The sequence below is a fragment of the Nostoc sp. KVJ3 genome, assembly GCF_026127265.1.
Taxonomy (GTDB): Bacteria; Cyanobacteriota; Cyanobacteriia; order Cyanobacteriales; family Nostocaceae; genus Nostoc.
This window is the reverse complement of the sequence record NZ_WWFG01000003.1, coordinates 136,577-162,504: the sequence shown is the minus strand read 5'-3', so window position 1 is coordinate 162,504 and position 25,928 is coordinate 136,577. Positions and strand designations below refer to the sequence as shown.

Genomic DNA, 25,928 nt, shown 5'->3' with positions numbered 1-25,928 from the left:
GGACAATCCATCAATATCAGTGTGACATCAATTGAACGTACCGCTTATCCTAGATTCAAACGCCAATTTACCACCAAAGAACTTACTGAGATTTATACTCCAACTAAATCCGAAATTGCTTTCGCTTACAATACGACGAAAGGTGAAAGTAATATTTTGAGTCTGCTCGTCATTTTAAAATCATTCCAAAGACTGGGTTACTTTCCATCGATTGCAGATATCCCACTGAAAATTATTAACCATATTCGCAGTCATTTAAAATTTGCTCTTGATATTGTTTTAGGTTATGAAAATAACAAAACAATGTACCGACATCGAACAGCTATCCGCGAATATCTTCAAGTTAAATCTTTTAATCAGACTGCGCTGCATTTAGCGGTATCTGCGGTGAATGAATCAGCCCAGGTGATGGATAATCCTGCTGATTTAATGAATGTGGCAATTGCCGAACTAATTAAAAATAGATATGAATTACCAGGATTTAACACATTAAATAGATTAGTACGCCGAGTTAGGAATGTAGTCAATCAAAACCTATTCAATTTGGTACTTAGTCGCCTAAGTAATGATTATCAACAACGTCTACTCGACCTTTTAGATAATCATCCAGTCGAATATAGAAGTCTTTACAATAATCTCAAGCAACTTCCTAAACGCCCAACCCGCAATCATCTCAATGATTTAATTGTACATTCAATCTGGCTTGATTCTTTGGGAGATATTAAACCACTCCTTGCTGATATGACAGCAGCTAAGATTCAACACTTTGCTGCTGAAGCGAGAGTATTAGATGCGAGTGAAATCAAAGAGTTTAATTTGCCAAAACGAATTACTCTAATATTATGCCTGATTTACTCGGCAAGCGTGATGACGCGAGATAATTTGGTCGAGATGTTTCTCAAAAAAATGCAGTTAATTCATAATCATGCCAAAAGAGAATTAGAACTTATCAAACAAAGATATCAATCAACGGTTGAGAAGTTACTGGGGGTTTTCACTAATGTTCTACAAGTATTGGTTGATGAACCGCCAGAAGTTCAGACTGTCGATCCGGTCGAGCGAGTTAATCAAGTACTCATTCCATCCGGTGGTGCTGAACAACTATTAACTGAATGTGAGGCGATAAATGCCTATAAGGGAAATAATTATTTTCCCCTATTGTGGCAATTTTATAAAAGTCATCGCAGTACTTTCTTTCGGTTGCTAGGTGCTTTGAAGTTTTCATCCACTACCAACGAACAAAGTGTAGTTGAGGCATTAAATTTTATTTTAGAAAATCAGTCACGGCGGGGTCAATTCTTCAATAATACTATTGATTTAGATTTTGCTTCTCCTCAATGGCAGAAACTTTTATTCGTCGAACAAGGAAACAAAACTAAAATTGTGCGTCGCCATCTGGAAGTTTGTGTTTTTTCTTACTTAATGGCTGAATTGAGGTCGGGGGATATTTGCGTCAAGGGAAGTGAGAATTACGCTGACCACCGAGAACAGTTGTTGCCTTGGTCAGAATGTTTACCACTGATTGACCAGTATTGTGGAGATTTGGGTTTTGCTAGTGATGCGGTTGGTAATGTTTACGAACTCAAGTCTTTGTTGACTGATACGGCTTTTAAAGTGGATGCTGGTTATCCAGATAATCGTCAACTTGTGATTAATGATTTGGGTGAACCTGTATTAAAAAAATCTCCACGTCATGATTTGAGTCCATCAGCTAAGACTTTACTTGAGGCTGTGGAACAAAGGTTTGGTGAACGTAATTTGATTGATATTCTGCGGAATGTCGATTATTGGACTAATTTTACACGCCATTTTGGGCCGATGAGCGGCAGCGATCCGAAATTAGAACGGGCGACAGAACGTTATTTGTTGACTAGTTTCACCTATGGTTGTAATTTGGGGCCGACTCAAGCTGCAAGACACATGCGGGGTATTGTCACAAGTAAGGAAATATCGTTTGTTAATCGGCGTCATGTGAGTGTGGATAAATTGAATGCAGCCCTTGTGGATATTATTAATCGCTACAATGTTTTAAAGCTTCCGAGCATTTGGGGTGATGGGACAACTGCGGCGGCTGATGGGACTAAGTACGAACTCTACGAAGAAAATTTACTCTCTGAGTATCATATCCGCTATGGTGGCTACGGAGGCATTGCTTACCACCATGTTTCTGATACCTATGTGGCGCTATTTAGTCATTTTATTTCCTGCGGAACCTGGGAGGCTGTTTATATTATTGAGGGTTTGTTAAAAAATCTTTCTGATATTCAGCCTCATACGATTCACGCAGATACTCAAGGGCAATCAACGCCTGTGTTTGCATTATCACATATGTTGGGGATTAAGTTAATGCCCCGGATTCGGAATTGGAAAGATTTAAATTTCTTCCGCCCAGATAATGATACGGTTTACAAGCATATTGATTCTTTGTTCAAGGATGCGATTGATTGGGAGAAAATTCAAACCCATTGGCAAGATATTTTACAGGTTGTGCTGTCGATTCAAACTGGCAAGATTTCGAGTGCGGTGCTGTTACGAAAACTGGGAAACTATAGTCGTAAAAACAGATTATACCAAGCTTTTCAGGAGTTAGGACGGGTAATCAGGACGGTATTTCTGTTGCAATATATTTCGGATATGAAGTTACGACAACAGATTACTGCGGCAACGAATATTGTTGAGTCTTATAACGGTTTCTCAAAGTGGTTTTTCTTCGGTGGTTTTGGAGTTATTGCTAATAATGACCCAATTGAGCAGGAGAAGATTGTTAAATATAATGATTTGGTTGCTAATGCTGTGATCTTCCACAATGTTGTAGATTTGACTGAGGTTTTGCGTGATTTCCTGAAAGCTGGTTATTTGATTACTCGTGAAGATGTGGCGGCGTTGAGTCCTTATATGACGAGTCATATCAAGCGTTTCGGCGATTACTTGATTGATATGGAGACTGTACCGAATTTGTTGGATGATGACAAGCTCTTAGTTTTGGCTTGAGAAATTATGAAGGTAGTTCTGGCAAGGGTTGTAGAGTTTTTGTTTACATAACTTTACAACGTGTCCCATTTTGCACGTATCCCGGCTGTACCCCGTGTAGACATCCACTTGCTTTTTTGGTTGAAGCAGCAGATGACATTTGTTACTCAATTGTTGATGTAGAAGATGGACATCGTATGGGTTATATATCATTTGAGCAAGCTAAAGACTTGCTTAATAAGATTGCAGATATTGATATTCAAAAAGATGATGATAGCAAGGATGAAAAAGTTAAACGATTGCGTGCTAAAGCTATTGATAAACTTATAAGAGAAGCAACTAAAATTTTTTTAGATCATGAAGTAAAAATTCTTTCAGGAGAATTTGAAGAAGGTTTATTATCTTTAAGTGATTATGCAGAGCATCTAAAAGAAATTGGAAAACAAACTAGTGATACTGTTTTTCAGCATCAGGATGTAGTTAGTATCCAAGTTGCTGGATACGAAGTTTTAGCCAAGTTATTTACTGAGTTTGCTAACACCATCTTCAATAATAACAATAAGTCCAAATTAGTTTATCAAATGCTTCCGAAAGAATATCATCTAAATTTGGAGGATGATAGCTACGAAAAAATTCTGAAAATTACAGACTATATATCTGGTATGACTGACTCCTATGCTACTAAACTATTTCAAAAATTTAGCGGAATTTCCTTGGGATAATTTCATTGTAGGAGCTAGCTATTTTATCTAGGTAGAAAATTTAGGTTTGCAAGTCATTAAAAATAAGTTTTATTATCCTGTTGCTATTGAATAGAGAATTTCTATAAAGCAAGGATATATTTTTACAAGCTTGAGAAACTAAGATATTAAAGCTTAAAATAACGAAAGGTTGATGAAAACCAATGCCGCTCGACTACTGGATAAACTAGGTATTTCCTACCAAATCCTGAGCTATGAAGTTAACCCTGACGATCTGGCTGCTGAAAGTACAGCACACAAAGTTGGTCTTCCGCCAGAGCAAGTTTTTAAGACTCTAGTAGTCAGAGGTGACACAACAGGTATCTATTTTGCTGTTGTGCCAGGAAATGCTCACTTAGATTTAAAAGCCTTGGCGCGAATTTCGGGAAACCGCAAGGTTGAGACAGTTGCCCTGAAGGAAGTCCAGCCACTAACAGGATACATCCGTGGCGGTGTGACAGCTTTAGCTAGCAAAAAAGACTATCCCGTTTACCTTGATGAAACTGCAACTCTATTTGAGCAGATTACTGTTTCTGGTGGAATGCGAGGTATGTTGCTTCTGCTATCGCCAGATGATTATTTACGTGCCGTCAATGGCACTTTGGGAGCAATTGTACAAAATTAGTATTAGAGATTTTCGTGAGTTTAATCCTGAAAGTGTAAGGCGATTACTACTTCAAATAATCTAATTGGTAAGACAATGTTTTTAGCCGGCACTTGACATCAAAAATAAGTGCATATACACTTACCCTATGGATAAACACATTAATCCAATCAACACTGATCTTTTAGGTCAAGTGGCTTGGGCGTGCGCCTGTTTCAATCTCCGAAAGGCTTCTCGTGTTATGACACAACACTTTGACGAAGTACTCAGGCCAAGCGGATTGCTAGTGACTCAGTTCACCATTCTGGCTGCTGTAGCGATCGCAAAATCAGCCACGGTCAACGAGTTAGCCAAGATGTTAGTGATGGATCGCACGACCTTAACCAGGAATCTCAAGCCCCTTGAACGCGAAGGATGGTTAAAATCCGAACCTGGGCAAGACCAGCGAACTCGTATCATTGCCTTGACCGAAGCCGGAGAAGCTGTCTTAGCGAAAGCTTTACCATTGTGGAAACAGGCTCAAAGCATGGTTGAGACAGCACTTGGACAGCAACGATGGAACACTTTGTTGGCGCATTTAGTGGAAGCAACAGCACTCTTGCGTTAAGTCTAAAATTTTGCTCCAAAAAGTGTATATGCACTTAATTTCTCTATGTTGGCAGTTGATGATAAGCATTCAAAGAAATCATCGGCACCTCGTGTCAAGGAGTCAGTAACATGAAAACGATTGCGGACGTAGCGCCGATGACATGGTGGCAGAAGTTCAGGGCTTGGATCATCGCGTTCGAGTCAGCGATGGATTTCAGAGAGACGGACATTCTGAGTGATCGCATCGAAAGTCTCGAACTACGAATCGCCGATCTCGAAGGGCAATTTCACGATTCAAACGATTGGATTTCCAGCTCCATCAACCCAATCATTGAAAGTGAGGCACATGAAACTTTATAGTGTTCCTATTTCACCCTTTGCCGCCCGCGTGCGGTTGTCCATCTATCGCAAAGGTCTAAACATTGAAATTGTGCCACCGCCAGAAGGAGGCATTAAAAGTGATGCCTATTTAGCTCTGAACCGAATGGCACTAAGTTAAGCTGAAAGGTATGCAGCGTAAGGATTGCAGAGTAGCAGGGGGGCAGAGGGGAATTTCTAAATATCCGAACGCAATGCTTAAAACTTCTTCTTTCTCCCCTGCTCCTCCGCTCCTCTGCACAAGAGCTGCCTCAACGATTTTCCCTTTTCTTAGTGCCATTCCCCCCTTCCCCTTCTTATAAAGTACCTATTAAAACCAATTGAAAATTACTCTATGGAGAAAAGCTGATGAGCGACATTAATAAAAACAAGCAGATTATCCAGAACTTTATTCAAGTAGTTTGGAAAGGTCGAAACCTTGCTGCTTTGAAAGACTTTTGGACAGAAGATTGTATCAATCACGCAATGCCAGGATCAGAAAATCGAGGACTTGACGCGCTTAGGGTTTATCACGATTCGTTCTTTGATGATTTTTTCTCTGCTTTCCCCGACATCCAGATTGAAATCATGCAGCAGGTTGCGGAAGGGAATCGGGTTGTTACATATATCGTAAGCAAAGGCAGACACAGTGGCGCATTCTACCAACAGGCAAAACCATCTCAACATCAGTGATCAGAATTGATCGTGTTCAAGATGGCAAGATCGCCGAGCATTGGTCTGTTTCTGATGCGGCAGGTCTCAATACTTCTCGGTTAAGGTTAAAATTGTTGTAAAGTGACAATTGTTGTCCTGAAATAGCGATCGCAAAGACTAGTGCAGCTAAAAGATTTCTCTTTCATCGCTCCAACAGTTGAAGCAGAGTTGATATTGAGAGCAATAGAAACGGTGATTTCGCCGGAGAAAATTGTACAAAGTTTGGCGCAGACAGGCAGTGTTGAAGAACGTAAGCGAAAATTGCCATCGCAACTGACAGTTTGTTTAGTAATAGCGATGAGTTTGTGGGCATCGGATTCAATGGGAACCGTCTTGAAGAATTTAGTTCAGGGATTAAATAGGCAATGGACAAGATTGGGACAGTATTGGAAAGCACCAAGTAGTTCTTCAATCAGCGAAGCGAGGCAGAGATTAGGATGTCGGGTAATGAGCCAGCTATTTGAAAAAATAGTCCGGCCATTAGGGACACCACAAACGCCAGGGGCATTTTTAGGAGGACTGCGAGTCATGGCAGTAGACGGTACGGTTTTGGATGTGCCAGATAGTACTGCCAATGCCAGAGTATTTGGATATCCAGGGAGTAGAAAGGGAACTAGTAGTCTGCCAAGGTAACTTTGCTAAGTAAAACCTCTAATTGGTAAAATAACCAAAAACGGGGTGTGGTATGGCCAAAAAGTACATTGTTGACTTGAATGAAGATGAAGTTTCTCAGCTACAGGCAATAATTAAAAAAGGTAAGCACAAAGCAAGAACTATAACCCGTGCAAACATTCTTCTGATGGCAACTGATAGAGAAAGGGATCAAGCGATCGCTAGCATAGTTAGAGCGCATGTTGCAACAGTGCAACGAATACGAGAAAAATTTGTCATTGGTGGGTTAGATTTTGCTTTAAAGGATGAAGTTCATCCACCAAAACCTAAAAAATTAGATGAAAAGCAAGAAGCATTTTTGATTGCAACGGCTTGTTCTAAGCCGCCAGAAGGGAGAGTGCGTTGGACAATGCAATTATTAGCGGATCACTTAGTAAACCTTGGGATAATAGATTCAATTTCCGACGAAACAATACGTCAAACTCTAAAAAAAACGAAATTAAACCGTGGTTAAAAGAACAGTGGTGTATTCCCGAAGTTAACGCAGAGTATGTATTCAGAATGGAGGATGTGTTGGATTTATATAATGAGCCTTATGATCCTAAACGCCCTGTAGTCTGCTTTGATGAACGTCCCTACCAATTAGTAGAAGAAGTAAGACTTCCTTTACCACCAGAGCCGGAGCAGCCTGAACGTTATGATTTCGAGTATAAGCGTAACGGGACAGTCAATTTATTTGCATGTTTTCAACCCTTGGCTGGATGGCGGCATATCGAAGTTACAGAACGTCGAACTAAAGCCGATTTTGCTCTTCAAATGAAAAAGTTAGTAGATATTGATTATCAAGATGCTGATATTATTCGTTTAGTAGTTGATAACCTAAATATTCATACTCCCAGCGCGTTATATGAAGTTTTTCCACCAGAAGAAGCACGTCGAATTATTCAAAAATTAGAGTTTCACTATACTCCTAAACACGCTTCTTGGTTAAATCAAGTAGAAATTGAATTATCTGTTTTATCTCGCCAATGTTTAGAACGGCGTATTCCTAATGCAGAAACATTAACTTCTGAGATTGCTGCTTGGGAGAAACAACGTAATCAACAAAAAGCCAGTGTCTATTGGGGTTTCCAAACCAAAGATGCTCGTCGAAAAATGCAGCGTTTATACCCGGATTTAACTTAGCAAAGTTGGCTTGGTAGACTACTAGGGCTGCTTTCCCGAAGGTACGTTTGGTATTGTTAGTGGAGGCGGGAACTCATCTGATTGTTGATGCCTTAATGTGTCCCTATCGTATCGGTGAGAGAGTGCGAGCTTTAAAACTACTACGAAGCTGTGGTCAAGGGATGCTACTAATGTGGGACAGAGGGTTACATTCTTATCGGATGGTTCATGCTACTAAAAATCGTGGATGCCAATATCTTGGACGAGTTCCGAAGAATGTTAAATTTCCAGTAGAAAAAGTTTTAGAAGATGGCTCATATCTGTCGTGGATTGCTCCAGATCGCAAATCCAAAAACAAAGGTGGGACACAGATTCAGGTTCGGGTCATAGAATACACTATCGACTCTGATGATGGACAAAAAACTTATCGCTTAATTACCAGTTTGATGGATATTGCTGTGTTTCCAGCTTTATTATTAGCTAACGAATATCATCAACGTTGGGAAATCGAAAATACTATTGATGAGTTGAAAACTCATCTCAATGGGCGCAAAACTCCAATTCGCTCTCTTAAACCCCGTGAAGTTGTTCAAGAAATCTACGGCTGGCTTTTAGGACATTATGCAGTTCGCACTTTGATGTTTCAAGCAGCAACTCACGCTGGAATATCTCCATTGCGCTTAGGTTTTACTGGTACTCTCAAAGTTATTCGACGGGCTATTTCTGATTTTCAGGATGCCAGTAACGAGCAACTCCCCTTTTTTTCTCCAAGCTAATTATTGAAATTTTGGAGCAAAAAATTCCTCCAAGACAAAGCATATCTAACCCCAGAGTAGTTAAAAAACCTCGCTCAAAGTTCCCATCTAGAAAACCAATCCACAGAGCAATGGGAACTAAATTTCAACCACTCACCTTTTCTATTCTCAATACCGCTTAATTCTTAACCGAGAAGTATTGCGGCAGGTCTGATGCAGCAACTTCAATCTTGAACTGTAGTAATGCGATTTTTTGGACAACAAAAATGTCAAACATTGCAATTGCTACTGCTTGATATAAAAACTATGAGTTAGCCAAAATCCAAAATCTATACAGATTTATAGTTATCAACGCTAGAGGCTTTTATGGCTAAATTTGATAACCATCCTACCGTGAGATGGTGGCGTGAGCAGTCTACAAACAACCCAAAAACAAGCACAGTCGCTTTGAATTCTGATTCACTCCGAACACTTTGTTTGGATGCGGGTGCTGATGATGTAGGATTTGTGGAAATTTATCGACCCGCGATCGCCGACCAACATGCCGAAATTCTGACAGTATTTCCACCCACCAAAACATTGATTAGCTTTGTCTGCTGCATGAATCGGGAAAACGTTCGCACTCCAGCACGATCAATCGCTAATCTGGAATTTCATGCCAATTACGACCATGCAGATGAAGTAGCTCGAAACCTCGTCAAAGCATTCGCGCAAATTGGTGTCCGAGCCTTGAATCCGTCAGTGGCATTCCCAATGGAAATGGATCGTTATCCAGACAAAAAAGCCTGGGTTATATCTCATAAACCTGTGGCTGTTGAAGCAGGATTAGGACACATAGGAATTCATCGAAATGTGATTCATCCCAAGTTTGGTAATTTCATTGCCCTCGGTACAGTTTTAATCGATACAGAAGTAACGGAGTACGCCCACCCGATCGATTACAATCCCTGCATTGAGTGTAAATTGTGTGTTGCGGCTTGTCCTGTAGGCGCAATCGGGGCTGATGGTAGTTTTAGCTTTTCAGCTTGTTACACTCATAATTACCGCGAGTTCATGGGCGGATTCACAGATTGGACAGAGACGATCGCTGACAGCAAAAGTGCTAGTGATTATCGAAAAAAAGTCACTGCTTCTGAATCAGCCTCAATGTGGCAAAGCTTGTCTTTCAAGCCGAACTACAAAGCAGCCTACTGTATTGCGGCATGTCCGGCGGGAGAGGATGTAATTGCCCCATTCTTGAGCGATCGCAAAGCATTTATTAAAGATGTGGTCAAGCCATTGCAGGACAAAACCGAAACCATCTATGTGGTGCCGGGATCGGATGCCGAAAACTATGTTGCCAAACATTTTCCCAATAAAACGGTGAAGCTTGTGAGCAGTGGCATTCGTCCTCAATCGATTCAAGGATTTCTCTTTGGATTACCATTGTTATTTCAACGCAATCGGTCGGAGGGATTGAGTGCAATTTACCATTTCACATTCACTGGTTCTGAGTCTCGTCGTGCAACAGTGACGATTCAAAATAAAATGGTACGAGTTCAAGAAGGACATCTTGGGAAAGCAGATATTTCTGTCACGGCAGATAGCAAAACTTGGCTGGGTTTTCTTGGCAAGGAACAAAACCTAATTTGGGCATTGCTGCGGTGTAAAATTCGGGTTAGTGGTTCTCTTAAACTACTTCAGGCATTTGGTAAATGTTTTCCTGCCTGAAATATTCATTAAATTCTAGAAATGCCTAACTAATTACCCCGCAAGGGGACACAATACCGGAACTAATTGAGGGCTAGCATTCTTTTGTTGACCCCGCCAAACTCCGCAATTGTCTCCAACTTCAGCTATTGGACATAACAGCAACACGGAGAGCAATCCGCTTATATTTATTTGCATTGTAGGGCATACCTGTATGCATAACTTGGGAGTTATCCCAAAACACAATATCTCCAGCTTGCCAAATATGGGCATAAACTGGCGTACAGTCCAGAATCTCCTGAAACAATTCCTGCCAATACTGTTTAGCAGCTTCTGGTTTGTTTTCTAGCCCTTTGAGAATCGAAGTGTCTGAACCCAAATATAAACAATAGCGCCCAGTTACTTTGTGAGTTGAGACAATTGGATGTAATTTCCGAGGAATCTCTACCCCTGGCTGTGGGGAGATAGGTGACAGGTGATACATCGACAGTAGTCCTAATTGCTGCTGATGTTGGGGAGCGAGATTGTGGTAGGCTTCCAGCATATCGAGAAATTCAGTAGTGTGGGGCTGTCCATCCGTTCCTTCGTCCGGGATGGACACCCCATAAAGCATCACGACATAGAGAGCATTCATATCCAATCCCTCTGTTTTAGGGAGATGGTCTTTATCGTGATGCCATTGCCAAGCAACTTTGCCGACCACCTCACCAGAAAGCCCCTTGGGATTACCTAAAATGGAGACTCCAGGACTTTGTAAGTCTGGAGCGATTTCGGGATCTAGAGGCTTGGGGCGACGACCGAGGGTTGAGTCACCAAACGTCTGGATGGCAAAGTCTTTCAACTGGGATGCTGTCAGTTTTTGCTTTCTGACAACAATAACCCCGTGTTCCCAGAGAGATTGCTTCAATTCCTCAACTTGTTGGTCTGTTATGGATGCAAGATTACAATCTCGTAGAACTTCCTGGCCCAGTCTTGAATGCTGCTGTACGGTCAACAATTTATTCATCTTAAGTAAATACCGTTTGATAATATTATTCACCTAAAGTTTCGTACTTTACGCAAAAAACGAATCATCTTAAAGTTGGCATTACGAATTTTAAAGGTTAGCATCAGCCAACGTATCACAGACAGTATCCGCGATTTTGAGCCTCTTCCTTGGGGAAAAAGACAAGTCTAGTTGCATTACAGAGGTACGTAATCTTACATTAATTGCTTACCTTTTCTCAACTGACATTCAAACTAAAGCAACTAAGGAAGATTCGCTGTTAAAATACCACCAGTCGGCTAAATTAAACGAGACATACAGCTTATGATTACTCAAATGATGGTTCAACCCTCATTCTGGGTAGATTCTGGAATCAAACTCAGTAAAGTTAGGGACATACATTTGTTTAAATTTACTGAAGAATTGCAGTCTCGACTGGAAGAATTGTCTGAGAAAAAGAAAGCTGGATTGCTAACAAGAGAGGAAGATGCTGAATTGGCAGGCATATTGGAACTGGATAGAATTTTTACCTTGCTCAACGCCAAAATCATTTCTGAGTCATGACGGTCAATGATGCGACCAAAAAATTAGTCAGACAAAGAGCGAAATTTCTTTGTGAATACTGTCATTCTTCAGAAGAAGCAAGTGCTGCTCTATTTTCTATTGACCATATTATCCCACAGTCTCTTAAAGGTTCGGATGACCCTGATAACCTGGCGTTAGCTTGTCAGCGTTGTAACGGATATCGCTATAATTTCACCACTGGAATTGATCCAGATACAGGACAGATGCTACCTCTGTTTAATCCACGCCAGCAAAAGTGGTCTGACCACTTTATTTGGTCAGCAGATGGTCTAAAAATTATTGGCATTAGTTCTGTAGGACGAGCTACAAGTAATCGTTTAGACCTCAATGATGAACGTCATAATGAAGGGTCTATTGTCAAAGCTCGTCGTCTTTGGCTCAAAGGTGGTTGGCATCCACCGGATGAAGATTCACGATAAGTAAAAGAGTTTTGATTTGCAATTTCTTTAACTGTAGAAGTGCATCACTCAAGCAATGGCGTAGTCCATCGCCTGCTCAATCGATTTCTCATGAGTGATTGCCGAAGCCCTGCTGTTGACAGTACAGGTAGTGGGCTTGAGTAATCTCCAAGTCACAAGATGGAGTTTTTCAAGTAAAAATATATGAGTAATACTGAATTTCATCCTTGCCCAATCTGTTCGACCCCAACTCGATATTTTCCAAGATATCCACGTGCAGTTTGCGATGATTGCTATAGCAAAGCAAGTGATGCTCAGGGACGAAAATTGAGTTTTTTTAATAGCTCAATGAGTGGAGGATTTGAGGGAATTATAACTGAAACTAAAGAGAAGTACGAAAGCCATATTTGCTATATTGATGGGGTAAAATGCTGCGCTGATGAAGCTCGGTTTGGCGGGATTGTGATTGAAACGATGATAAATGATAATTTTTCTAATCACTAGGAATCCGTATTTAGATTATTAATTTATACCCAGTATTTGACTGTGGTCTATCAGATTAGGTGCGATCGCGTCCCATCCAATGGGAACCATGTTATGTAATTGCGTTCCTTGGCACCATGAAATTATTGCATTTTCTCAAATCCAGACCAGTCATTATAGTTTTAGCAATTGCAGTAAACATCACTGGTATTGATGTACATTCTTCTAGTTCAAATCTTCCCATAGGCAAGAGTACAATTACTCAGTCCCAACTACAGATTCAACTTGTTCACACACTGACTGGGCATAAAAAAGTGACTTTTGGTGTTCGAGCAGTTGCGATTAGCTCAGATGGCGAAACCCTGATTAGTGCAGGTAGAGATGATAGAATTAAATTCTGGAATTTACGTACTGGGAAATTGTTGCGTAGTTTAGACGCTCACTCAGATGGTGTTACTTCAATTGCGATTAGTCCAGATGGTAAGCGGATTGTAACTGGTGGGATAAGCACCCCAACAATGAAGGTTTGGGATTTACGCACTTTTCTTATGCTAAAAGGCGACAGTGGGCATACCCAACCAGTAGAAACCGTTGCGATTAGTTCAGATGGTAGATTGATTGCTAGTGGCAGTGACGATGGCACAATTAAGCTTTGGGATTTACACACGCTTAAGCTGCTTGATACCATTCCTGCACACTCAGGATTTGTGAGTAAAGTTGCATTTAGCCCTGATATGCAAACCCTTGTGAGTAGTGGGGGTGGCGATGATAATACAATTAGGCTGATTGATTTACAAACCAAAAAAACACGCCATATTCTCAAAGGACACAAAACTGGAGTTGATGCTATTGCCATTACTCCAGATAGCACAAAGCTTATTACTGGTAGTTTTGGTCAGCTAGTTTCTCGAAATCGTGCGATTAGTACCCTAAAGTTATGGAATCTTCAAAATGGAAAACTGCTGCATGAGTTTAGTGATAATTTTAATTCAGTTGAATCTCTTGCCATTAGCCCCGATGGAAAAATTCTAATTTGCGGCAATTATGATGGCACTATTAAACTGTGGAGCTTAGAGACTTTAAAGCCGTTGCATACCTTTCAAGATGGTTCTAGTTCTGTTTTAGGGCTTGCTTTGAGTTTGGATGGTAAAACCCTCGTTAGTAGCAATGAGGATAGCATTATACATATTTGGCAAATTAAATAACTGCATTTGCGCTATTTTGGGTGAATGGGAACTCCTAAAAGGAGAAGCTGGTTAGGGATACAGAACTTAACTTTAACTATCGATATTCTCGCTCAAAAAGTACGACTAATTTCAAAGTAAAATTTTCACTAGTTTTTGGAGTTGCTAGGGAAGCCCAGATTGAAGAAGGCAGGAGGCAGAGGGCAGAAGGCAGAAGGAACAATTGGGGCGGGGATTCAGACCCCGCCCAATTGTAAGCGCCGTGTAGACGGCGGGGTTTTAAACCCTTGTTCCCTTTGGTCACAGGCAGAGGACTGTTGCAGCATTCCCTTCTGCCTCCTGCCTCCTGCCCTCTGCCTTTCTTGATAAAGGTAATATCTGAAGATGATGGAATCCCCAAGAAGTTATTACGATGCTGAGTTTGGACAGATGACATTGGAAGATAACTACTGGACTTTAGCACAATGTGCTGTTTTGGGCGATCGCCGTGTACGGATTTGTGTGGATTTTGAACAGGGGCAGATTGGGGAACTTTCATTGCTTCAGCGTGAAGCTATTCGGCAGGCTCTAGCCTTGCCACCCGATGTGTTACGCATCACTGCTCCTCTGGTGCTGCAAAATTATGATGTATATCGTGACATGATTGGAGATGAGTCAATGCCACTGTTGGCTAATCCCATTCAGGTCTGGGATCAAGTCACTTTCTCATATATTTATGTGGAGTATGACTTAGATATTGCTACCTTTAAGTTGATAGCTGAGTGTGACTGGGAGCCAGAACACGGCTTAGAAGTACGCTTTCGCAATGGAGTAGCAGACGATGCAGATCAGATAGGTGAAACAGGACGGTAAAAACTATATAGCTTGGCATAAAACCGTGGTGAATTGAAGCATCGCGCTTATATACTGCGATCGCTGCCAGAGGAACGAAATATCGATTGCCTATTGAACGTTTCCTAGCTGTTTTGTAGTACCTATGGATAGATATCCTATCTCTTTTGACTGAATATGAAAGTGGATTTACCTAACCAAAAGTGCAACAGTTACAACAGTCAAACATTTAGGGAAACGAAATGGTAATTATCTAGTGTGCCAAATCGACACACTAGTAGTCGTGCATTGTTAATTTTCGTATGTTGCTAGAAATTATTCCTTTTCCTCTTTCCCAATCAGAGATAGTAATGCTAGATTTCCTTTATTTGCAAGGTGATTTATGAACAAAGGTGAATTAGTAGATACTGTAGCAGCAAAGACCAACATCACAAAAAAGCAAGCTGATGAAGTAATCAGTGCTTTTTTGTCAGTTGTTACCGAGGCTGTAGCCAATGGGGAAAAGGTAACGCTCATTGGTTTTGGGTCATTCGAGCGACGCGAACGCTCAGAACGCGAAGGGCGTAATCCCAAAACCCAGGAGGTAATGACTATCCAGCGACCAAAGTGCCTGCGTTTTCTGCTGGAAAACAGTTTAAAGAAAAAGTAGCGCCATAGATGAATTGCTTTATCACTAGCAATCCAATCCAATGCAAAGCCACAATCGATTAATTCAGGTATCGAATCGACTATGAAACTTTGACTGCTTCTTAGGGAGTAACGTTACTACAATTCTGGTATTACTCCCGTACCAACAAATCTGTTTCTGTTAAAATCGCGTCTTCCAGCACGTAAATTTTGAGGCAGTGCCATGTGTGCAAAGGGATTTGGACAACCCCAACCCACCAAAATCGATAAACTTATTGAATCTGCGGTGCGTTATTGCCACAAGCGACACCCAGAAGACCTAGACAGCATCTTTGATAATCTACTTGTCAACCTCAACCAACGAGTAGTAACGGGGATTTTGGCAGCATTGCAGAAAGATATTGACACTTTGAGTTGGTTTTGCGGCTATATGGCATCAGAAATCAACCGCAGTGAGGACAACCAAAAGCCTCATCATCCCATCGCCGAACTTAGCAAAACTCTGATTACATCGGGGATGGAACCGTTTACTGATTTTATGCCTTATCCTGGTTGCCGCCTCGTCATACTCAATTCGGAAAAATTTGAATCATTACCAAAGTCAGTTCAAACCATAGTGCAGCAGGCTTTTGATATTAGAGAAAGTAGTGGGACAGAGGCACAAAGAATAAATGATGCGTTGCTACAAGAGTTGATGGTTCAGGAATAAGTAAAAAATGTGATGAAGTACCCGCACGCCAACTCTTGGAGACGCTTTGCTCCCGCTTGCTTCCAAGTCAAACCTGTTAGCAGCTTACTAAAGCGATCGCAGTTTTGATTTTGGGCATTCTGAAAAGATAGCGTTTACTCAATATTGCCATGTTTAAAGGATTCGGTGGCCCAAAGAAAAAATCAGTGCTTAAGGACAACGAACTGACCACAGGGATTGTTCAGCATCCAGTTACGGGACTTTGGCAGACATGGATATCATTTACAGGTAATGATATTCAATGTATTACTGCCCATGCCAATCAAGATGATGCTGACCGGGTAGCGAAACAGATTGCTGATGCTTGGAGTGAGGGGAAATATAAAACCCAGCAAGAGGTAACAGCTTTTATCCAATCACTACCTACTGATGCTGTCATAGACCCATTACCCCAAAATATTGTGATGCAATTAAGTCAGCAGGCATTAAGCGCAAAGAAGTAAGAAACAGCGATGGCTCTAAATTGAATCATCCAAAAACCTGCATTCCAGGTCGAAAAAGCCTTGCCCTGTATAGTCTTGATAATTTGATACAGTAGGAACAAAAAATTCGTGTTTGGTAACGAGAAATTATGCCTTTTGAGGTCATCTCGCAGCAAAAAACACATATCTCGGCTCAATGCCCGCTTGATTCCATCGCACTTACATTCTTCAAATCAACATTACCTAGCCCAGAAGATAGATACATTTTTTGAAAAGTTGAAGCACACTTGTAAGAGCAAGTTTTACTATTCAATAATGATCTGACGATGTGGCTAAAATTTGGTGTAAATGAAGAAGGTATCTTGATATGTATTGAAGATATCAACAGGGGAAAGACTTTACTTAAGTGTCCTTATTGTGATGGTGGTCTAACGGCTAAAAAAGGCAAGGTAAAAGAGCATCATTTTGCTCATAATGACCAAACTTGTCGCCCTATAGCTAACCGAGAATTTCCAACTCTACCGCTGTATGATAATTTTAATGTTCAGTTATCCGGCAAGGATTTAGCACAGTTAAAACTCCTCTGGAAGGAGTACGGAGTCAAAAATTATCCTATCAGTTCCTACTTAGTTACTCCAGGGTTGATAAAAGCAGGAATGTTGAGAAAAAACTTATACATAACCCCAAGAGAATATGAATTTAGTGATTTGGGTAAAATTCCTGTCGGGGTGCTAGAGTTCAGGCAATTCAACGATGTGCAAGAGCCGCTATTACTTAAAAAACTGCTGAAACTGGAGCTAGCTTTTAAACACGCCGAATACAAAAACGCTCCAGATTTAGGATACCGACTTACTGATTTGAAGCTGTATCGCGCTCAACTTCAACGTATTCTATGTTCTAGACTGTATTTTTTAGAGATTGAAACTAATATTGGAATTATCTACAAAATAGGAGTAACTACTAGACCCGTTATCAAGCGAGTGGCAGAGGTAAAAATTGATTTACTTGCTTATTATTCGAGTGTTGCTATTAAAGTATTAGGAACTTGGGAGCATAGAGGTAATGTTGAACTGTATTTTAAACACCGCTATCAAGGCTTTAATTATCCCATCGGCAGTTTAACTGAGTATTATAAGTTTAATACTGAGGATGCCAAAATCGTGCTGAGTGACCTGCAACAAATGCAACAAAAAATACTATCTCTTGATGAAATAAATATTCTTGAGGAGAATACTAGCTTGATTCAAGTTGCTGTGTAGCGTTTATATCACATCAGTGCAAAATACTTACTGCCTAGTAAGCCAAAATATCTTTTGTATTGCTATCCCTCCAAATACTCTGCCACTGCTGCCAAATCTGAACATTGCTCGATTTAGGCGATTAAGCAAAGCTTGGGCTATTTCAGGTTGAGCGCTGACGGTTTCTAGTTTTTCTTTTAGATGACGGTCTAGGGCTTCTATCCACAGTGACAATTCTGTATGACGAATTGCTGTCAGTATCTTAAACGCTGGGTAGAGATCGTGCAGGAACGTCCGGCTGTGCAACGCGGAATGCAAGTTCCTTAAATACAAGACAGGGATAAGTCAACAAGGGTGATAAGCAAACATTGGTAATTAAATTTTCTTATTCTTCTTGTACTGATTGAGTAAGTATTGTGGATTGCGGATATACATTTCTGTATAACCGCACTGACCACAAATATATGCTGTTAATGTCCCAGTGTGAGTTCCTTTAAATATGAGCGCTTTTGGATTCTCGTAAATTTCTACTTGCAGATCCTTTTTAAACTCTTCTGTGTGGGTGAGAATACGAACGTTTGGAATTATATTTTCAGAACCACATTTAACACACGCCAAAAGTTCAACTTGTTGTTGTTTTGGATACTCAGCTAGCCCTGTTGATGTTACGAAGACTGGCTGACCTTTAATGCTAGAAGGAGCAATTTCGTCAACTCCCTGGAATGACTTGTCCTCGATTCCATCGTTTGAGGTACCACAATTCCAGCAGAAAGAGAAAGTTTCTTCATTCTGCTCATGGCATTTGCAACATTCCCACATCTGTATTACCTCTGCAAAACAGTTGACGTTAGACAAGTTTAAACCAATAACAATTTTACTCACATCAAGCGAAGCAAAAAGATTAGAAAAATTTTTGATAAGTTGAAAACAGGCAAGCAGTCAGCAGCCAAGGTAATTGACATTTTTATTGAGAAGCTGGGTGCTGTCAAGGAGCAACAATAGCCAGCAACAGCCAGCAACAGTGGAATTAGATGTAGCGAGTTAGGATTTTTGTGCTGGCGACTATTAACCAGTCAACTTAATCACACCTTGGCTGACTAAATGTTCAAGCTGAGAATGATGCTGTGTTTGCTCCCGTAGCAACCTGAGTTCCTCGTAAGTGAGAATGTGTAATCCGGGACGGACAATATAACCTTGAATAGTAATGCTTTGTGGCTGCTGGCTATCGGTGCGGTTGTAGGAAATTGAAGGCATATTTACAATTATGTAAGTTAGAACTGATTAGTAGAAGAAAGTTTAACAGAGTACCGTGGGTTTAAGTCCCCCGTTTTAATAACCGATAAGTTTTGGGTCGGGGTCTAAATCCCCGTCACAAAACTTACTTGCGACTTGCGACTTGTTTTAATTCTTCATTCACTTACAGCTTCACACAATTTCCTCTTAAAAGGTGATTATAGAATTTGCAGAGTAAAATTACATAAGATAATGAACAAGGCTACCATTGTTGCAGCATTTCTACTGCTAATCTCTGGAATGCCAGGTTAAAAGTTATTCAAGAGGTGAGTTATGACAAAAGAATATATGGAGTCTTTAGAGGCAATTGTTGATCAATTAACATTAGCCGCAGTTCTAGAAATGTTAGAACGGATCAGTCATAAAAAAGCAGAAAATCTCAGAAATCATTGGAAAGATGAGGCTTCTGCAAAGCTTTGGGATAAAGCTGCTAGACAGATAGAACAGATAAATATTGATATTTAATTAAAATTTTGGTTTGATTGCAAAGCTTTGCAGAAGCCTTACAGCCCTTCTCTAGAATTGAGGTGCTGTTCGCATTCGGGTATCCTCCGGCAGGCGTTGGCGCAGCCATCGCTGTATTAAATAGAAGTTTCTCTGCACTAATCTATACTCTGATTAATGTGTCATTCAAATTCCTATGAGTTGCGAACATTTAGACAATATGACTACGGAAACTCTGATTTCTAAAGCAAACTACCCAGTATTTCGTTGTGAAGAGTGTATCCTAATAAACAGTCGTTGGGTGCATCTCCGTGTTTGCTCGTTTCTGGTTCATATATCAACTTTGACCAATGAATTAGTTTGACATAATTACTGTCAGCAGTATTGATAAATCTTGTAAATTTAACGAGTTTACCAGTCGCCAAAAAACGCTCAATTAATTTAATGACAGTAGGAATAATATGTCTGCATTTGTCAGGCATAAAACCGTTTTGCATATCTACTACAAGAAGGACTTCGCTCATTTGTGCCAGAATTTATTTAGATTAAGAGTTAAGACATGAAATAAAACAATATTATAAAAGACGACATCGGCGACTTTGTGGGGTTTCAGGTTTGGGTGTAGTGAATTAAGAAGAGTAGAGCTAGTTTCAGACTCGTCCATTGAATGTCTCTTAGCACTACCCCAACACCCTGCCATGAAGCAGATTTCAGCTTAACAAGCGTGCCATTCGGTACTTAGGCATTTAGATACGTTAACTCTATAGTCCATTCATTCAATCCCACTAACTAATACTACAAGCTGCTAGTTTTATAGCTAAAGCATTGGGGTATCGCCACGGTTGAGAACCACCAATCCAAATACGTGAGGGTAAATGACCGATTGGTGCTTTGAGACTAAAATCAAATTCCGAGTTGGCAGAAGTATAACTGTATATATACCAACCAACTTGATGACAAAAAATACCATAATCTCCATTAACGTTTTTATAAATAAGTGTCTGTACACTAAAACCAAAGCGTCCCTGACTGGAATTCACCCATAAATGGTCAATAGTCTGCAAATCTGGACAGGGAATTTTTTCAACATCACTACTAAATATATAACTACCTCTAGGCTTTGCTAGTGCTTGAGACATTAGTTCCCAAGTTTCTCGATCTGCTGATTGCCATTTTCCTTTTGCTAATAAACCACGCAAATGTGTGTAATTAATAGTACTTACTGTCTGATAGTTAGAAATATTTAGCAATTTCTTCGGTTGTTGCTCTAGTGTATGCAATACTTCTGTTGCAGATTGGAAGCGTTGAGAAACGGCATTTTGTAAAAGTTTATCTAAGATTTCACAGAGGTGAAGGCTAACAGTATTGTTTGCTGGTAAATGTTTTTGCCATACCCAGCAATCGTTAGTAATATCGAACAAATCAAAGGGAGAAACATTGGTGAGTAAGTAAATACATGTTACACCCAAACTGTACAGATCGCTAGCTGGTAATGCCTTTCCTCGCATTTGTTCGGGAGCAATATATTCTGGACTACCTACTATTGTGCCTGTACGAAGTTGCCTCGTATTAGTGGCGAGTTTAGCAACTCCAAAATCTATTAAAACTAAGTCTCCTCGAACCGAACGACGCATAATATTTTCCGGTTTAATATCTCGGTGGATTACTTGTCTGGAATGGACAAATTGGAGTGTGAGCAATAAACTTTTTAATATTTCCCAAATTTGCGGTTCTTGAAAAACACCTTGTTGTTGTAATTCCTGGGCGAGTGTTTGTCCATCTACTAATTCTTCGAGGATATAAAACTTTTTATTTTGTTCAAATTGTGCTAGTAATTTGGGTATTTGAGAGTGTTCTAATTGATTAAGACGAAGTGCTTCCTCGTGAAATAAATTGACTGCCTTGTGCCAAATTTCAGTATTTTCCTCTTGAAAACATAGCTGTTTAATTGCACATTTGGGTTGTTCTGGAAGATGTTCATCAATAGCTAAAAACGTTCTCCCAAAGCCACCGCGTCCAATGACAGCGAGTGGGCGATATCGCTGTTTGAGTAACAATTCCTGACCACAACTATTACAAAAACGAGAGATTTCAGAATTTTGCGGACGCAGGCAATTAATATTAGTACAATAGCTCATATTATAAGAGTTCTATTTGTTGCAATTAATATATATAAAGTATTCCCATGCAAACGCCCCTTTCACTAAAAAAGATGACCTACTGGCTATTTCTTGGCAACCCCAGGCATCCGCGACTTTGAGCTTCTTCTGACAGCAGCCAACAGACATGGTTGCTGGTGATGGGTTGCTGAGTAAGGAAACCTGGGGATAAATAAAGCAACACCGGACAGCCCGTCGTAGACATCACTCTCAAAGTGGGGTAATCGCTCTAGTAAAATCAAAAATTACCCATATTATCTAAGTGGATAACAAAAGAGATTGTATATCTTTTATCGCTTGGCGAACAGTTTATTAAGCACATCAGCTAGACGGTAGCCTGCCAAGCTCATGCGGCGTTCTGCTATTGGTTTGGCGGTAGCAGCATAATTTGGCGGTAACGGCTTTCCATCATTTTTATCACTACTGCCAGAAAGCTTGCCATTAAGATATGCTTTTTGTTTAGCGATATTAAAACTCTCTAATTTTGCCCAATTATTAAATTGAGTTTCTCTTAATTCTGGCAATTTACTGCGTTGATAGGATACTCTTATCTTGGTTGCGGTGTTGCGAACAGTTTGAAAGTTTTCTGAGCCTAGTATGAGGTCATCCCAGAATTTATGCAAACTAATTGTTTGACTATTTGGGTTAACTCTAATATAAAAGCGTGTACCACCTCTATCACCTTCTGGTTCTTTATACTGGTTAGTTATTAATTTGGTAGTATGCAATGGCTGATGCACATCTCCTACTAGATGGAATAACCAGCATATTGCAACTGCTTTTTCGCTGTTGGTGGCATTACTTTGAATAATATCAAGATTTTTTTGAAAAGCAAATATAATATTTTCTTCACCTAGAATTTCACGAGGAATAGAGTTTGAAGAACTACCAGGTTGATAAGGAAAATTGATATAGTGCCAAACTGGGTGATCAAACACTTGTTGAATCTCTGAAAGAGAATCTAAAGTCAATCAAGGTTTATCGCATAGGCACAAGAAATATTGATGTCTATATTATTGGGAAAACTTTAGATGAAGACTTAGCAGGAGTCTCAACAAAAGTTGTTGAAACTTAGTGGTCACGAAGAAGGGTGTAGGGGGTAGGGTTTAGGGTGTAGGGAAGACAGCATTGGTTGGGGCTTGTACCTCCACCAATGCAATCGTTTTCAAAGACGGGGCTTGTAAAGATGGTGGTTGTTGGAGAAGGATCTTCCCCTACACCCCACACCCCACACCCCACACCCCACACCCCACACCCCACACCCCACACCCCACACCCCACACTCGCCCCAACAGGGCTTGGTCAAATTGCAAGTCTGCCCACTTACTTCTGTGGGCAGACTTGCTCGTTTTTGAAATTAGCGAAACTTACAAATTATCAACTCGTGCTTCTATTACAGATTGGATAGATGTTGAAACAAGTGATAGAAAATCGAATCCGGTTAGAGATTCAAGTGAATCAACACTGACTCGGTAGTTTCTCCAGTCAGCAGTCCGAACCCCTTGGGCGTTGGGAATGTTAACTGCAATCACCCTTGTAGATGTCGTGACACCAGAGGCTCCAGACCCAGGAGTGTCTAAGACAACAAGAATTTTCCAAGTGCGATTAGGAACTGTCACCTTACCACCAGCAATCGTGGTAAAAGTTCCATTGCTCCCAGTCCCACCTACGCCATATCCACCAGATATAATGTAGACTTCTTTTCCCTGGCTAACCAGAGTTCTAGCGTAATCTTCTAAGTTAGCCCAAATCCCCTGATTGTTATCAGGTGCTTGTGCAATCATGTTGGACATCAAAAAGGTGCTGGAGTTAACCGCAACTGTACTAGTCCGATCGCCTGAAGGGGTCATGTGTCCTCTATCAAATCCACTACCACTAAAATCGGTAGATTGAACTTGATAGCATCCTGCTGGTAAGGTAGTATCCGCACGAAAGTCATCTTGTCTTGGTGTGCTTCCTAACCAACTACTATTCAACTGCCAAGATACCCAATTGGATCGTCCTAATGAACAATTGTATCCAACTGCATACTGCGCTTTATCCAGCAAATAATTGTTTATATCTGAAGCCGCAGCACCACTGGGATTACCCATTGTTAGGTGTACACTTGTACTACCGTTACCACCTGAAGTACTATAATCGGTGATGGTAATATCATCAATGTTGGTTCTGTTAGTAGTACCATCACTCTTGCGGACTTCACAGCGAGATGTGCCAGAGATGTTAGGCGTAAAAGTTGCAGTCTGTAAGGTTGTTGAACTAGTTGTGACTGTTGAACCTACTTGTAACCATGAACTACCACTATTACTTGAACACCACAACTGCCAATTGGTACTACCATCAGAACCAAACTTTGCGTGTTTAATGCTAACTGTACCAGCACCAGTGCTGCGGTCAAATTTCATTGAAACTTTACCACTGTTGCGAATACGTGCAGATTGTGTACCGCTTTTAGCATCACTAGCAAGATTCCCAATCAAGGCATCATCTAAATTCCAAAGACCTGTGCTGAGGGTGACATCAGAGGAAGCATAACTGCCTTTTGAGCCAGTTTCAAAACCTTCAACAGTCGTTGCACCTTTTGCACTAAATAACGTGTTGAAGGTAATTAGTAAAACTATTACTACTCCTGTCAACCACCCATTACGATAAACTTTGCGCCAAAAATTAAATAACATTATTGTTAATTTAACCTCGTAAGTCCAGTAGTCCGTTTGCATTTCAAGCTAAAAACACAACAGGATAATAACTAACTGTGCTGCTTACGTAGGTTAAATTCTTATTAGTGTTAGATTATGTCTCTTAATTGTGCGATCGCAAACAATGTTGTTGACACTGCGATATTGAAAACGCTCATCAAGTATTAGTGCATAGCTTTCAAAATTACTGCTCAGAGAGAAGGCGTGTGTTCCGGGTCTGGTAACTCTGGTAACTCTGGTAACTCAATCCCTCGGCTTTGCAATGCTTCAACTATCTGAGATACAGATTTATTTCCCAGATTTTTCAGCGTTCGCAAGCCTGTGACACCATATTTCTTTAAATCTTCTATTGTGTTAACTTGTGCTTCTTTAAGTGCTGTATAAGTATTTCTTTTCAAATTCAATGACTCAATACTGTTTTCATCAACAACACTTACAGGTGTATTATCCCCATTTATTTCCTCTACGGGATCTACATTACTGTTGGCAACCTCTACAAGCTGATTATCCGGCGAGATTGAGTCGGAGCTTTGAGGTAAGCTAATTTTTTCAACACTGTCTACATTGTCATCAATAAGGCCATTCGGCTTATTGTCCTCAAGTATTTCTAGAACTCTATCTATTTTTGCTAGTTGCTCATAAACAGTATTTACATTCACAGTCGGTTCTACACCAGCATCAACAGAGGTTAACCAGTCATTTTTGATTAGGTTGGATAACTCTGACTTTATATGGTTAGGCTTTAACCTGCCTTCTGTAATTCAGAACTTACGCATTGACAAATGAGAGAAAGAATGCAGGGAAGAAAAGAATAAGCGATCGCTAGCAATAGGGGGCTGAAAAGATAGATAATTTACACTGTCTCTATTGAGGGCATGGACAATCAGAGTAACTACCAAGCCATCAACTGCAAAGTGTGACCTCAATACTTACACTCTGTTTTTATTGGCAGAATCAAAGTATCCAGGCTGCACACGTTTAGCAGATATAGTGTCTTTTACTATAACATTAGGCAGTTGCTACACCTGGAAACAGTCAAAGAAACTAATCAGAGTTTTGTGCATTTAACTTGACCTTGAAATACTGCCGGTTTAGTTTCGAGTTTCCCCAGTTGGGGTAGTGTTTGGAGCTTTCAAAAATAGTTATTAGTCCGCGTTTCTCCATCTCTTTAAAAAACCATTCCCACCGCTCCAAGTCGGATGGTGGCGCAGTGAATCGTAAATCGTTAATCTCTTAAGAGGCACAACCGGAGCAACTTCCTTACGCGATAATGGCTAGCAGCCAGGGGCATAAACTGATTGATAATTATGTCTGGTGCTGTAATTGCTTGCTTCAATGAGTACAGAAGAGGGACGGGGAATTTCGCCGAATTTGTTAAAAAAGTAGGAACTAATTTGAAATATTAATAACTTTTGGCTCAATTACTGTACCGTCTAGAAGTAAAACGATCTCACTGCGATCTAAATAATAAATATGCTTATCAATTTCTGGGGCAAACACAATATGCCAATACCATAGAAATGGCTTTGGATAAGGTTGCAGAGATTGAATCGAGGCAGCTATACATACATAAGAGTTGAATTGAGGTTGCTTTCGATAAGCTTCAGCCCGACCAATTTGAATAGCGTCGCTCATTGAT

29 protein-coding genes and 5 pseudogenes are annotated in these 25,928 nt (G+C 40.4%); 23 read left to right on the top strand and 11 right to left on the bottom strand.

What is annotated here, in order from left to right:
- Positions 1 to 21 precede the first annotated feature (21 nt).
- From GTQ43_RS32010 to GTQ43_RS31960, 11 genes and pseudogenes are all read left to right on the top strand, one after another.
- Positions 22 to 2,991: a Tn3 family transposase gene (locus tag GTQ43_RS32010; protein WP_265276768.1), complete on the top strand. Its 2,970-nt coding sequence runs from the start codon at positions 22 to 24 to the stop codon at positions 2,989 to 2,991.
- A gap of 116 nt (positions 2,992 to 3,107) precedes the next feature.
- Complete coding sequence (locus tag GTQ43_RS32005; RefSeq protein ID WP_265276767.1) at positions 3,108 to 3,692, top strand: hypothetical protein; 585 nt, start codon at positions 3,108 to 3,110, stop codon at positions 3,690 to 3,692.
- Positions 3,693 to 3,864: 172 nt separating this feature from the next.
- The gene (gene ybaK / locus GTQ43_RS32000; RefSeq protein WP_265276766.1) at positions 3,865 to 4,335 is read left to right on the top strand and encodes a Cys-tRNA(Pro) deacylase; all 471 of its coding nucleotides are present in this window, start codon (positions 3,865 to 3,867) and stop codon (positions 4,333 to 4,335) included.
- Between the two features lie 220 nt (positions 4,336 to 4,555).
- The gene (locus GTQ43_RS31995; protein WP_265276765.1) at positions 4,556 to 4,921 is read left to right on the top strand and encodes a MarR family winged helix-turn-helix transcriptional regulator; all 366 of its coding nucleotides are present in this window, start codon (positions 4,556 to 4,558) and stop codon (positions 4,919 to 4,921) included.
- Between the two features lie 110 nt (positions 4,922 to 5,031).
- Positions 5,032 to 5,262 (top strand): hypothetical protein, encoded by a 231-nt coding sequence (locus GTQ43_RS31990; protein WP_265276764.1) that lies wholly within the window; start codon positions 5,032 to 5,034, stop codon positions 5,260 to 5,262.
- Positions 5,249 to 5,401 (top strand): glutathione S-transferase N-terminal domain-containing protein, encoded by a 153-nt coding sequence (locus GTQ43_RS31985; protein ID WP_265276763.1) that lies wholly within the window; start codon positions 5,249 to 5,251, stop codon positions 5,399 to 5,401. Before GTQ43_RS31990 ends, GTQ43_RS31985 begins: the two co-directional genes overlap by 14 nt.
- 227 nt (positions 5,402 to 5,628) lie before the next feature.
- Positions 5,629 to 6,053 (top strand): annotated as a pseudogene (locus tag GTQ43_RS31980) (ester cyclase).
- Positions 6,054 to 6,093: 40 nt separating this feature from the next.
- Positions 6,094 to 6,606 carry a transposase domain-containing protein gene (locus GTQ43_RS31975; protein WP_265276761.1) on the top strand — a complete coding sequence of 171 codons (513 nt, stop codon included), beginning with the start codon at positions 6,094 to 6,096 and terminating at the stop codon, positions 6,604 to 6,606.
- A 52-nt stretch (positions 6,607 to 6,658) separates the two neighbouring features.
- Positions 6,659 to 7,770, top strand: a protein-coding gene (locus GTQ43_RS31970) for an IS630 family transposase (protein WP_414859163.1) whose coding sequence is annotated in 2 segments (ribosomal slippage) — positions 6,659 to 7,079 and positions 7,079 to 7,770 — 1,113 coding nt in all. Because the reading frame shifts where the segments join, the coding sequence is not laid out codon by codon here.
- Positions 7,771 to 7,790: 20 nt separating this feature from the next.
- A pseudogene (locus GTQ43_RS31965) lies at positions 7,791 to 8,525 on the top strand (IS4 family transposase); the annotation flags it as partial.
- 345 nt (positions 8,526 to 8,870) lie between these two features.
- On the top strand, positions 8,871 to 10,214 hold the full coding sequence (locus tag GTQ43_RS31960) for an SCP2 sterol-binding domain-containing protein (RefSeq protein WP_265276759.1): 1,344 nt from the start codon (positions 8,871 to 8,873) through the stop codon (positions 10,212 to 10,214).
- Between the two features lie 121 nt (positions 10,215 to 10,335).
- Here GTQ43_RS31960 and GTQ43_RS31955 read toward each other — a convergent pair whose 3' ends face one another.
- Positions 10,336 to 11,199: a TauD/TfdA dioxygenase family protein gene (locus tag GTQ43_RS31955; RefSeq protein ID WP_265276758.1), complete on the bottom strand. Its 864-nt coding sequence runs from the start codon at positions 11,197 to 11,199 to the stop codon at positions 10,336 to 10,338.
- 303 nt (positions 11,200 to 11,502) lie between these two features.
- Between GTQ43_RS31955 and GTQ43_RS31950 the strand changes: the two genes are divergently transcribed.
- The 9 genes and pseudogenes from GTQ43_RS31950 (at position 11,503) to GTQ43_RS31910 (ending at position 17,715) form a co-directional block, all read left to right on the top strand.
- On the top strand, positions 11,503 to 11,742 hold the full coding sequence (locus GTQ43_RS31950) for a hypothetical protein (RefSeq protein ID WP_179076480.1): 240 nt from the start codon (positions 11,503 to 11,505) through the stop codon (positions 11,740 to 11,742).
- Positions 11,739 to 12,182: an HNH endonuclease gene (locus tag GTQ43_RS31945; RefSeq protein ID WP_265276757.1), complete on the top strand. Its 444-nt coding sequence runs from the start codon at positions 11,739 to 11,741 to the stop codon at positions 12,180 to 12,182. The genes GTQ43_RS31950 and GTQ43_RS31945 overlap by 4 nt, the downstream gene beginning before the upstream one ends.
- Positions 12,183 to 12,365: 183 nt before the next feature.
- On the top strand, positions 12,366 to 12,665 hold the full coding sequence (locus GTQ43_RS31940; RefSeq protein ID WP_265276756.1) for a hypothetical protein: 300 nt from the start codon (positions 12,366 to 12,368) through the stop codon (positions 12,663 to 12,665).
- 116 nt (positions 12,666 to 12,781) lie between these two features.
- Entirely contained in the window at positions 12,782 to 13,849 is a 1,068-nt protein-coding gene (locus GTQ43_RS31935) for a WD40 repeat domain-containing protein (protein ID WP_265276755.1), read from the top strand.
- 363 nt (positions 13,850 to 14,212) lie between these two features.
- Positions 14,213 to 14,680, top strand: a complete 468-nt coding sequence (locus GTQ43_RS31930) for a DUF6985 domain-containing protein (RefSeq protein ID WP_265276754.1) — start codon at positions 14,213 to 14,215, stop codon at positions 14,678 to 14,680.
- Between the two features lie 361 nt (positions 14,681 to 15,041).
- A pseudogene (locus GTQ43_RS31925) lies at positions 15,042 to 15,316 on the top strand (HU family DNA-binding protein).
- A gap of 193 nt (positions 15,317 to 15,509) precedes the next feature.
- Complete coding sequence (locus GTQ43_RS31920) at positions 15,510 to 15,995, top strand: hypothetical protein (protein ID WP_265276753.1); 486 nt, start codon at positions 15,510 to 15,512, stop codon at positions 15,993 to 15,995.
- 149 nt (positions 15,996 to 16,144) lie between these two features.
- Positions 16,145 to 16,477 (top strand): hypothetical protein, encoded by a 333-nt coding sequence (locus GTQ43_RS31915; protein ID WP_265276752.1) that lies wholly within the window; start codon positions 16,145 to 16,147, stop codon positions 16,475 to 16,477.
- Positions 16,478 to 16,782: 305 nt separating this feature from the next.
- On the top strand, positions 16,783 to 17,715 hold the full coding sequence (locus GTQ43_RS31910) for a GIY-YIG nuclease family protein (RefSeq protein WP_265276751.1): 933 nt from the start codon (positions 16,783 to 16,785) through the stop codon (positions 17,713 to 17,715).
- Between the two features lie 27 nt (positions 17,716 to 17,742).
- Here GTQ43_RS31910 and GTQ43_RS31905 read toward each other — a convergent pair whose 3' ends face one another.
- From GTQ43_RS31905 to GTQ43_RS31895, 3 genes are all read right to left on the bottom strand, one after another.
- Positions 17,743 to 18,000: a hypothetical protein gene (locus GTQ43_RS31905; protein ID WP_265276750.1), complete on the bottom strand. Its 258-nt coding sequence runs from the start codon at positions 17,998 to 18,000 to the stop codon at positions 17,743 to 17,745.
- A 69-nt stretch (positions 18,001 to 18,069) separates the two neighbouring features.
- Positions 18,070 to 18,513, bottom strand: coding sequence for a hypothetical protein (locus tag GTQ43_RS31900; protein WP_265276749.1), 444 nt, complete (start codon positions 18,511 to 18,513; stop codon positions 18,070 to 18,072).
- Between the two features lie 246 nt (positions 18,514 to 18,759).
- Positions 18,760 to 18,948, bottom strand: coding sequence for a hypothetical protein (locus tag GTQ43_RS31895; RefSeq protein ID WP_265276748.1), 189 nt, complete (start codon positions 18,946 to 18,948; stop codon positions 18,760 to 18,762).
- Between the two features lie 312 nt (positions 18,949 to 19,260).
- Between GTQ43_RS31895 and GTQ43_RS31890 the strand changes: the two genes are divergently transcribed.
- Positions 19,261 to 19,452 (top strand): hypothetical protein, encoded by a 192-nt coding sequence (locus GTQ43_RS31890; protein ID WP_104899669.1) that lies wholly within the window; start codon positions 19,261 to 19,263, stop codon positions 19,450 to 19,452.
- 221 nt (positions 19,453 to 19,673) lie between these two features.
- Here the strand turns inward: GTQ43_RS31890 and GTQ43_RS31885 are convergent, their stop codons facing one another.
- The 4 genes from GTQ43_RS31885 to GTQ43_RS31870 all read right to left on the bottom strand — a co-directional run bounded on the left by GTQ43_RS31885 (position 19,674) and on the right by GTQ43_RS31870 (position 22,528).
- On the bottom strand, positions 19,674 to 19,955 hold the full coding sequence (locus GTQ43_RS31885) for an isochorismatase family protein (protein WP_265276747.1): 282 nt from the start codon (positions 19,953 to 19,955) through the stop codon (positions 19,674 to 19,676).
- A gap of 261 nt (positions 19,956 to 20,216) precedes the next feature.
- Entirely contained in the window at positions 20,217 to 21,569 is a 1,353-nt protein-coding gene (locus GTQ43_RS31880) for a serine/threonine-protein kinase (RefSeq protein ID WP_265276746.1), read from the bottom strand.
- An 86-nt stretch (positions 21,570 to 21,655) separates the two neighbouring features.
- The gene (locus GTQ43_RS31875; protein ID WP_265276745.1) at positions 21,656 to 21,832 is read right to left on the bottom strand and encodes a hypothetical protein; all 177 of its coding nucleotides are present in this window, start codon (positions 21,830 to 21,832) and stop codon (positions 21,656 to 21,658) included.
- A 48-nt stretch (positions 21,833 to 21,880) separates the two neighbouring features.
- Positions 21,881 to 22,528, bottom strand: a complete 648-nt coding sequence (locus tag GTQ43_RS31870; protein WP_265276744.1) for a S1/P1 nuclease — start codon at positions 22,526 to 22,528, stop codon at positions 21,881 to 21,883.
- Here GTQ43_RS31870 and GTQ43_RS31865 point away from each other — a divergent pair.
- A pseudogene (locus GTQ43_RS31865) lies at positions 22,522 to 22,665 on the top strand (nuclease A inhibitor family protein); the annotation flags it as partial. The gene GTQ43_RS31870 and the pseudogene GTQ43_RS31865 sit on opposite strands and share 7 nt — an antisense overlap.
- A gap of 292 nt (positions 22,666 to 22,957) precedes the next feature.
- Here the strand turns inward: GTQ43_RS31865 and GTQ43_RS31860 are convergent.
- Positions 22,958 to 24,268 carry a DNA/RNA non-specific endonuclease gene (locus tag GTQ43_RS31860; RefSeq protein ID WP_265276743.1) on the bottom strand — a complete coding sequence of 437 codons (1,311 nt, stop codon included), beginning with the start codon at positions 24,266 to 24,268 and terminating at the stop codon, positions 22,958 to 22,960.
- A 212-nt stretch (positions 24,269 to 24,480) separates the two neighbouring features.
- The gene (locus GTQ43_RS31855) at positions 24,481 to 24,948 is read right to left on the bottom strand and encodes a DNA-directed RNA polymerase subunit alpha C-terminal domain-containing protein (protein ID WP_265276742.1); all 468 of its coding nucleotides are present in this window, start codon (positions 24,946 to 24,948) and stop codon (positions 24,481 to 24,483) included.
- A gap of 223 nt (positions 24,949 to 25,171) precedes the next feature.
- Between GTQ43_RS31855 and GTQ43_RS31850 the strand changes: the two are divergent.
- A pseudogene (locus GTQ43_RS31850) lies at positions 25,172 to 25,285 on the top strand (IS701 family transposase); the annotation flags it as partial.
- 393 nt (positions 25,286 to 25,678) lie between these two features.
- Here GTQ43_RS31850 and GTQ43_RS31845 read toward each other — a convergent pair.
- The gene (locus tag GTQ43_RS31845; RefSeq protein ID WP_265276741.1) at positions 25,679 to 25,924 is read right to left on the bottom strand and encodes a hypothetical protein; all 246 of its coding nucleotides are present in this window, start codon (positions 25,922 to 25,924) and stop codon (positions 25,679 to 25,681) included.
- Positions 25,925 to 25,928 lie beyond the last annotated feature (4 nt).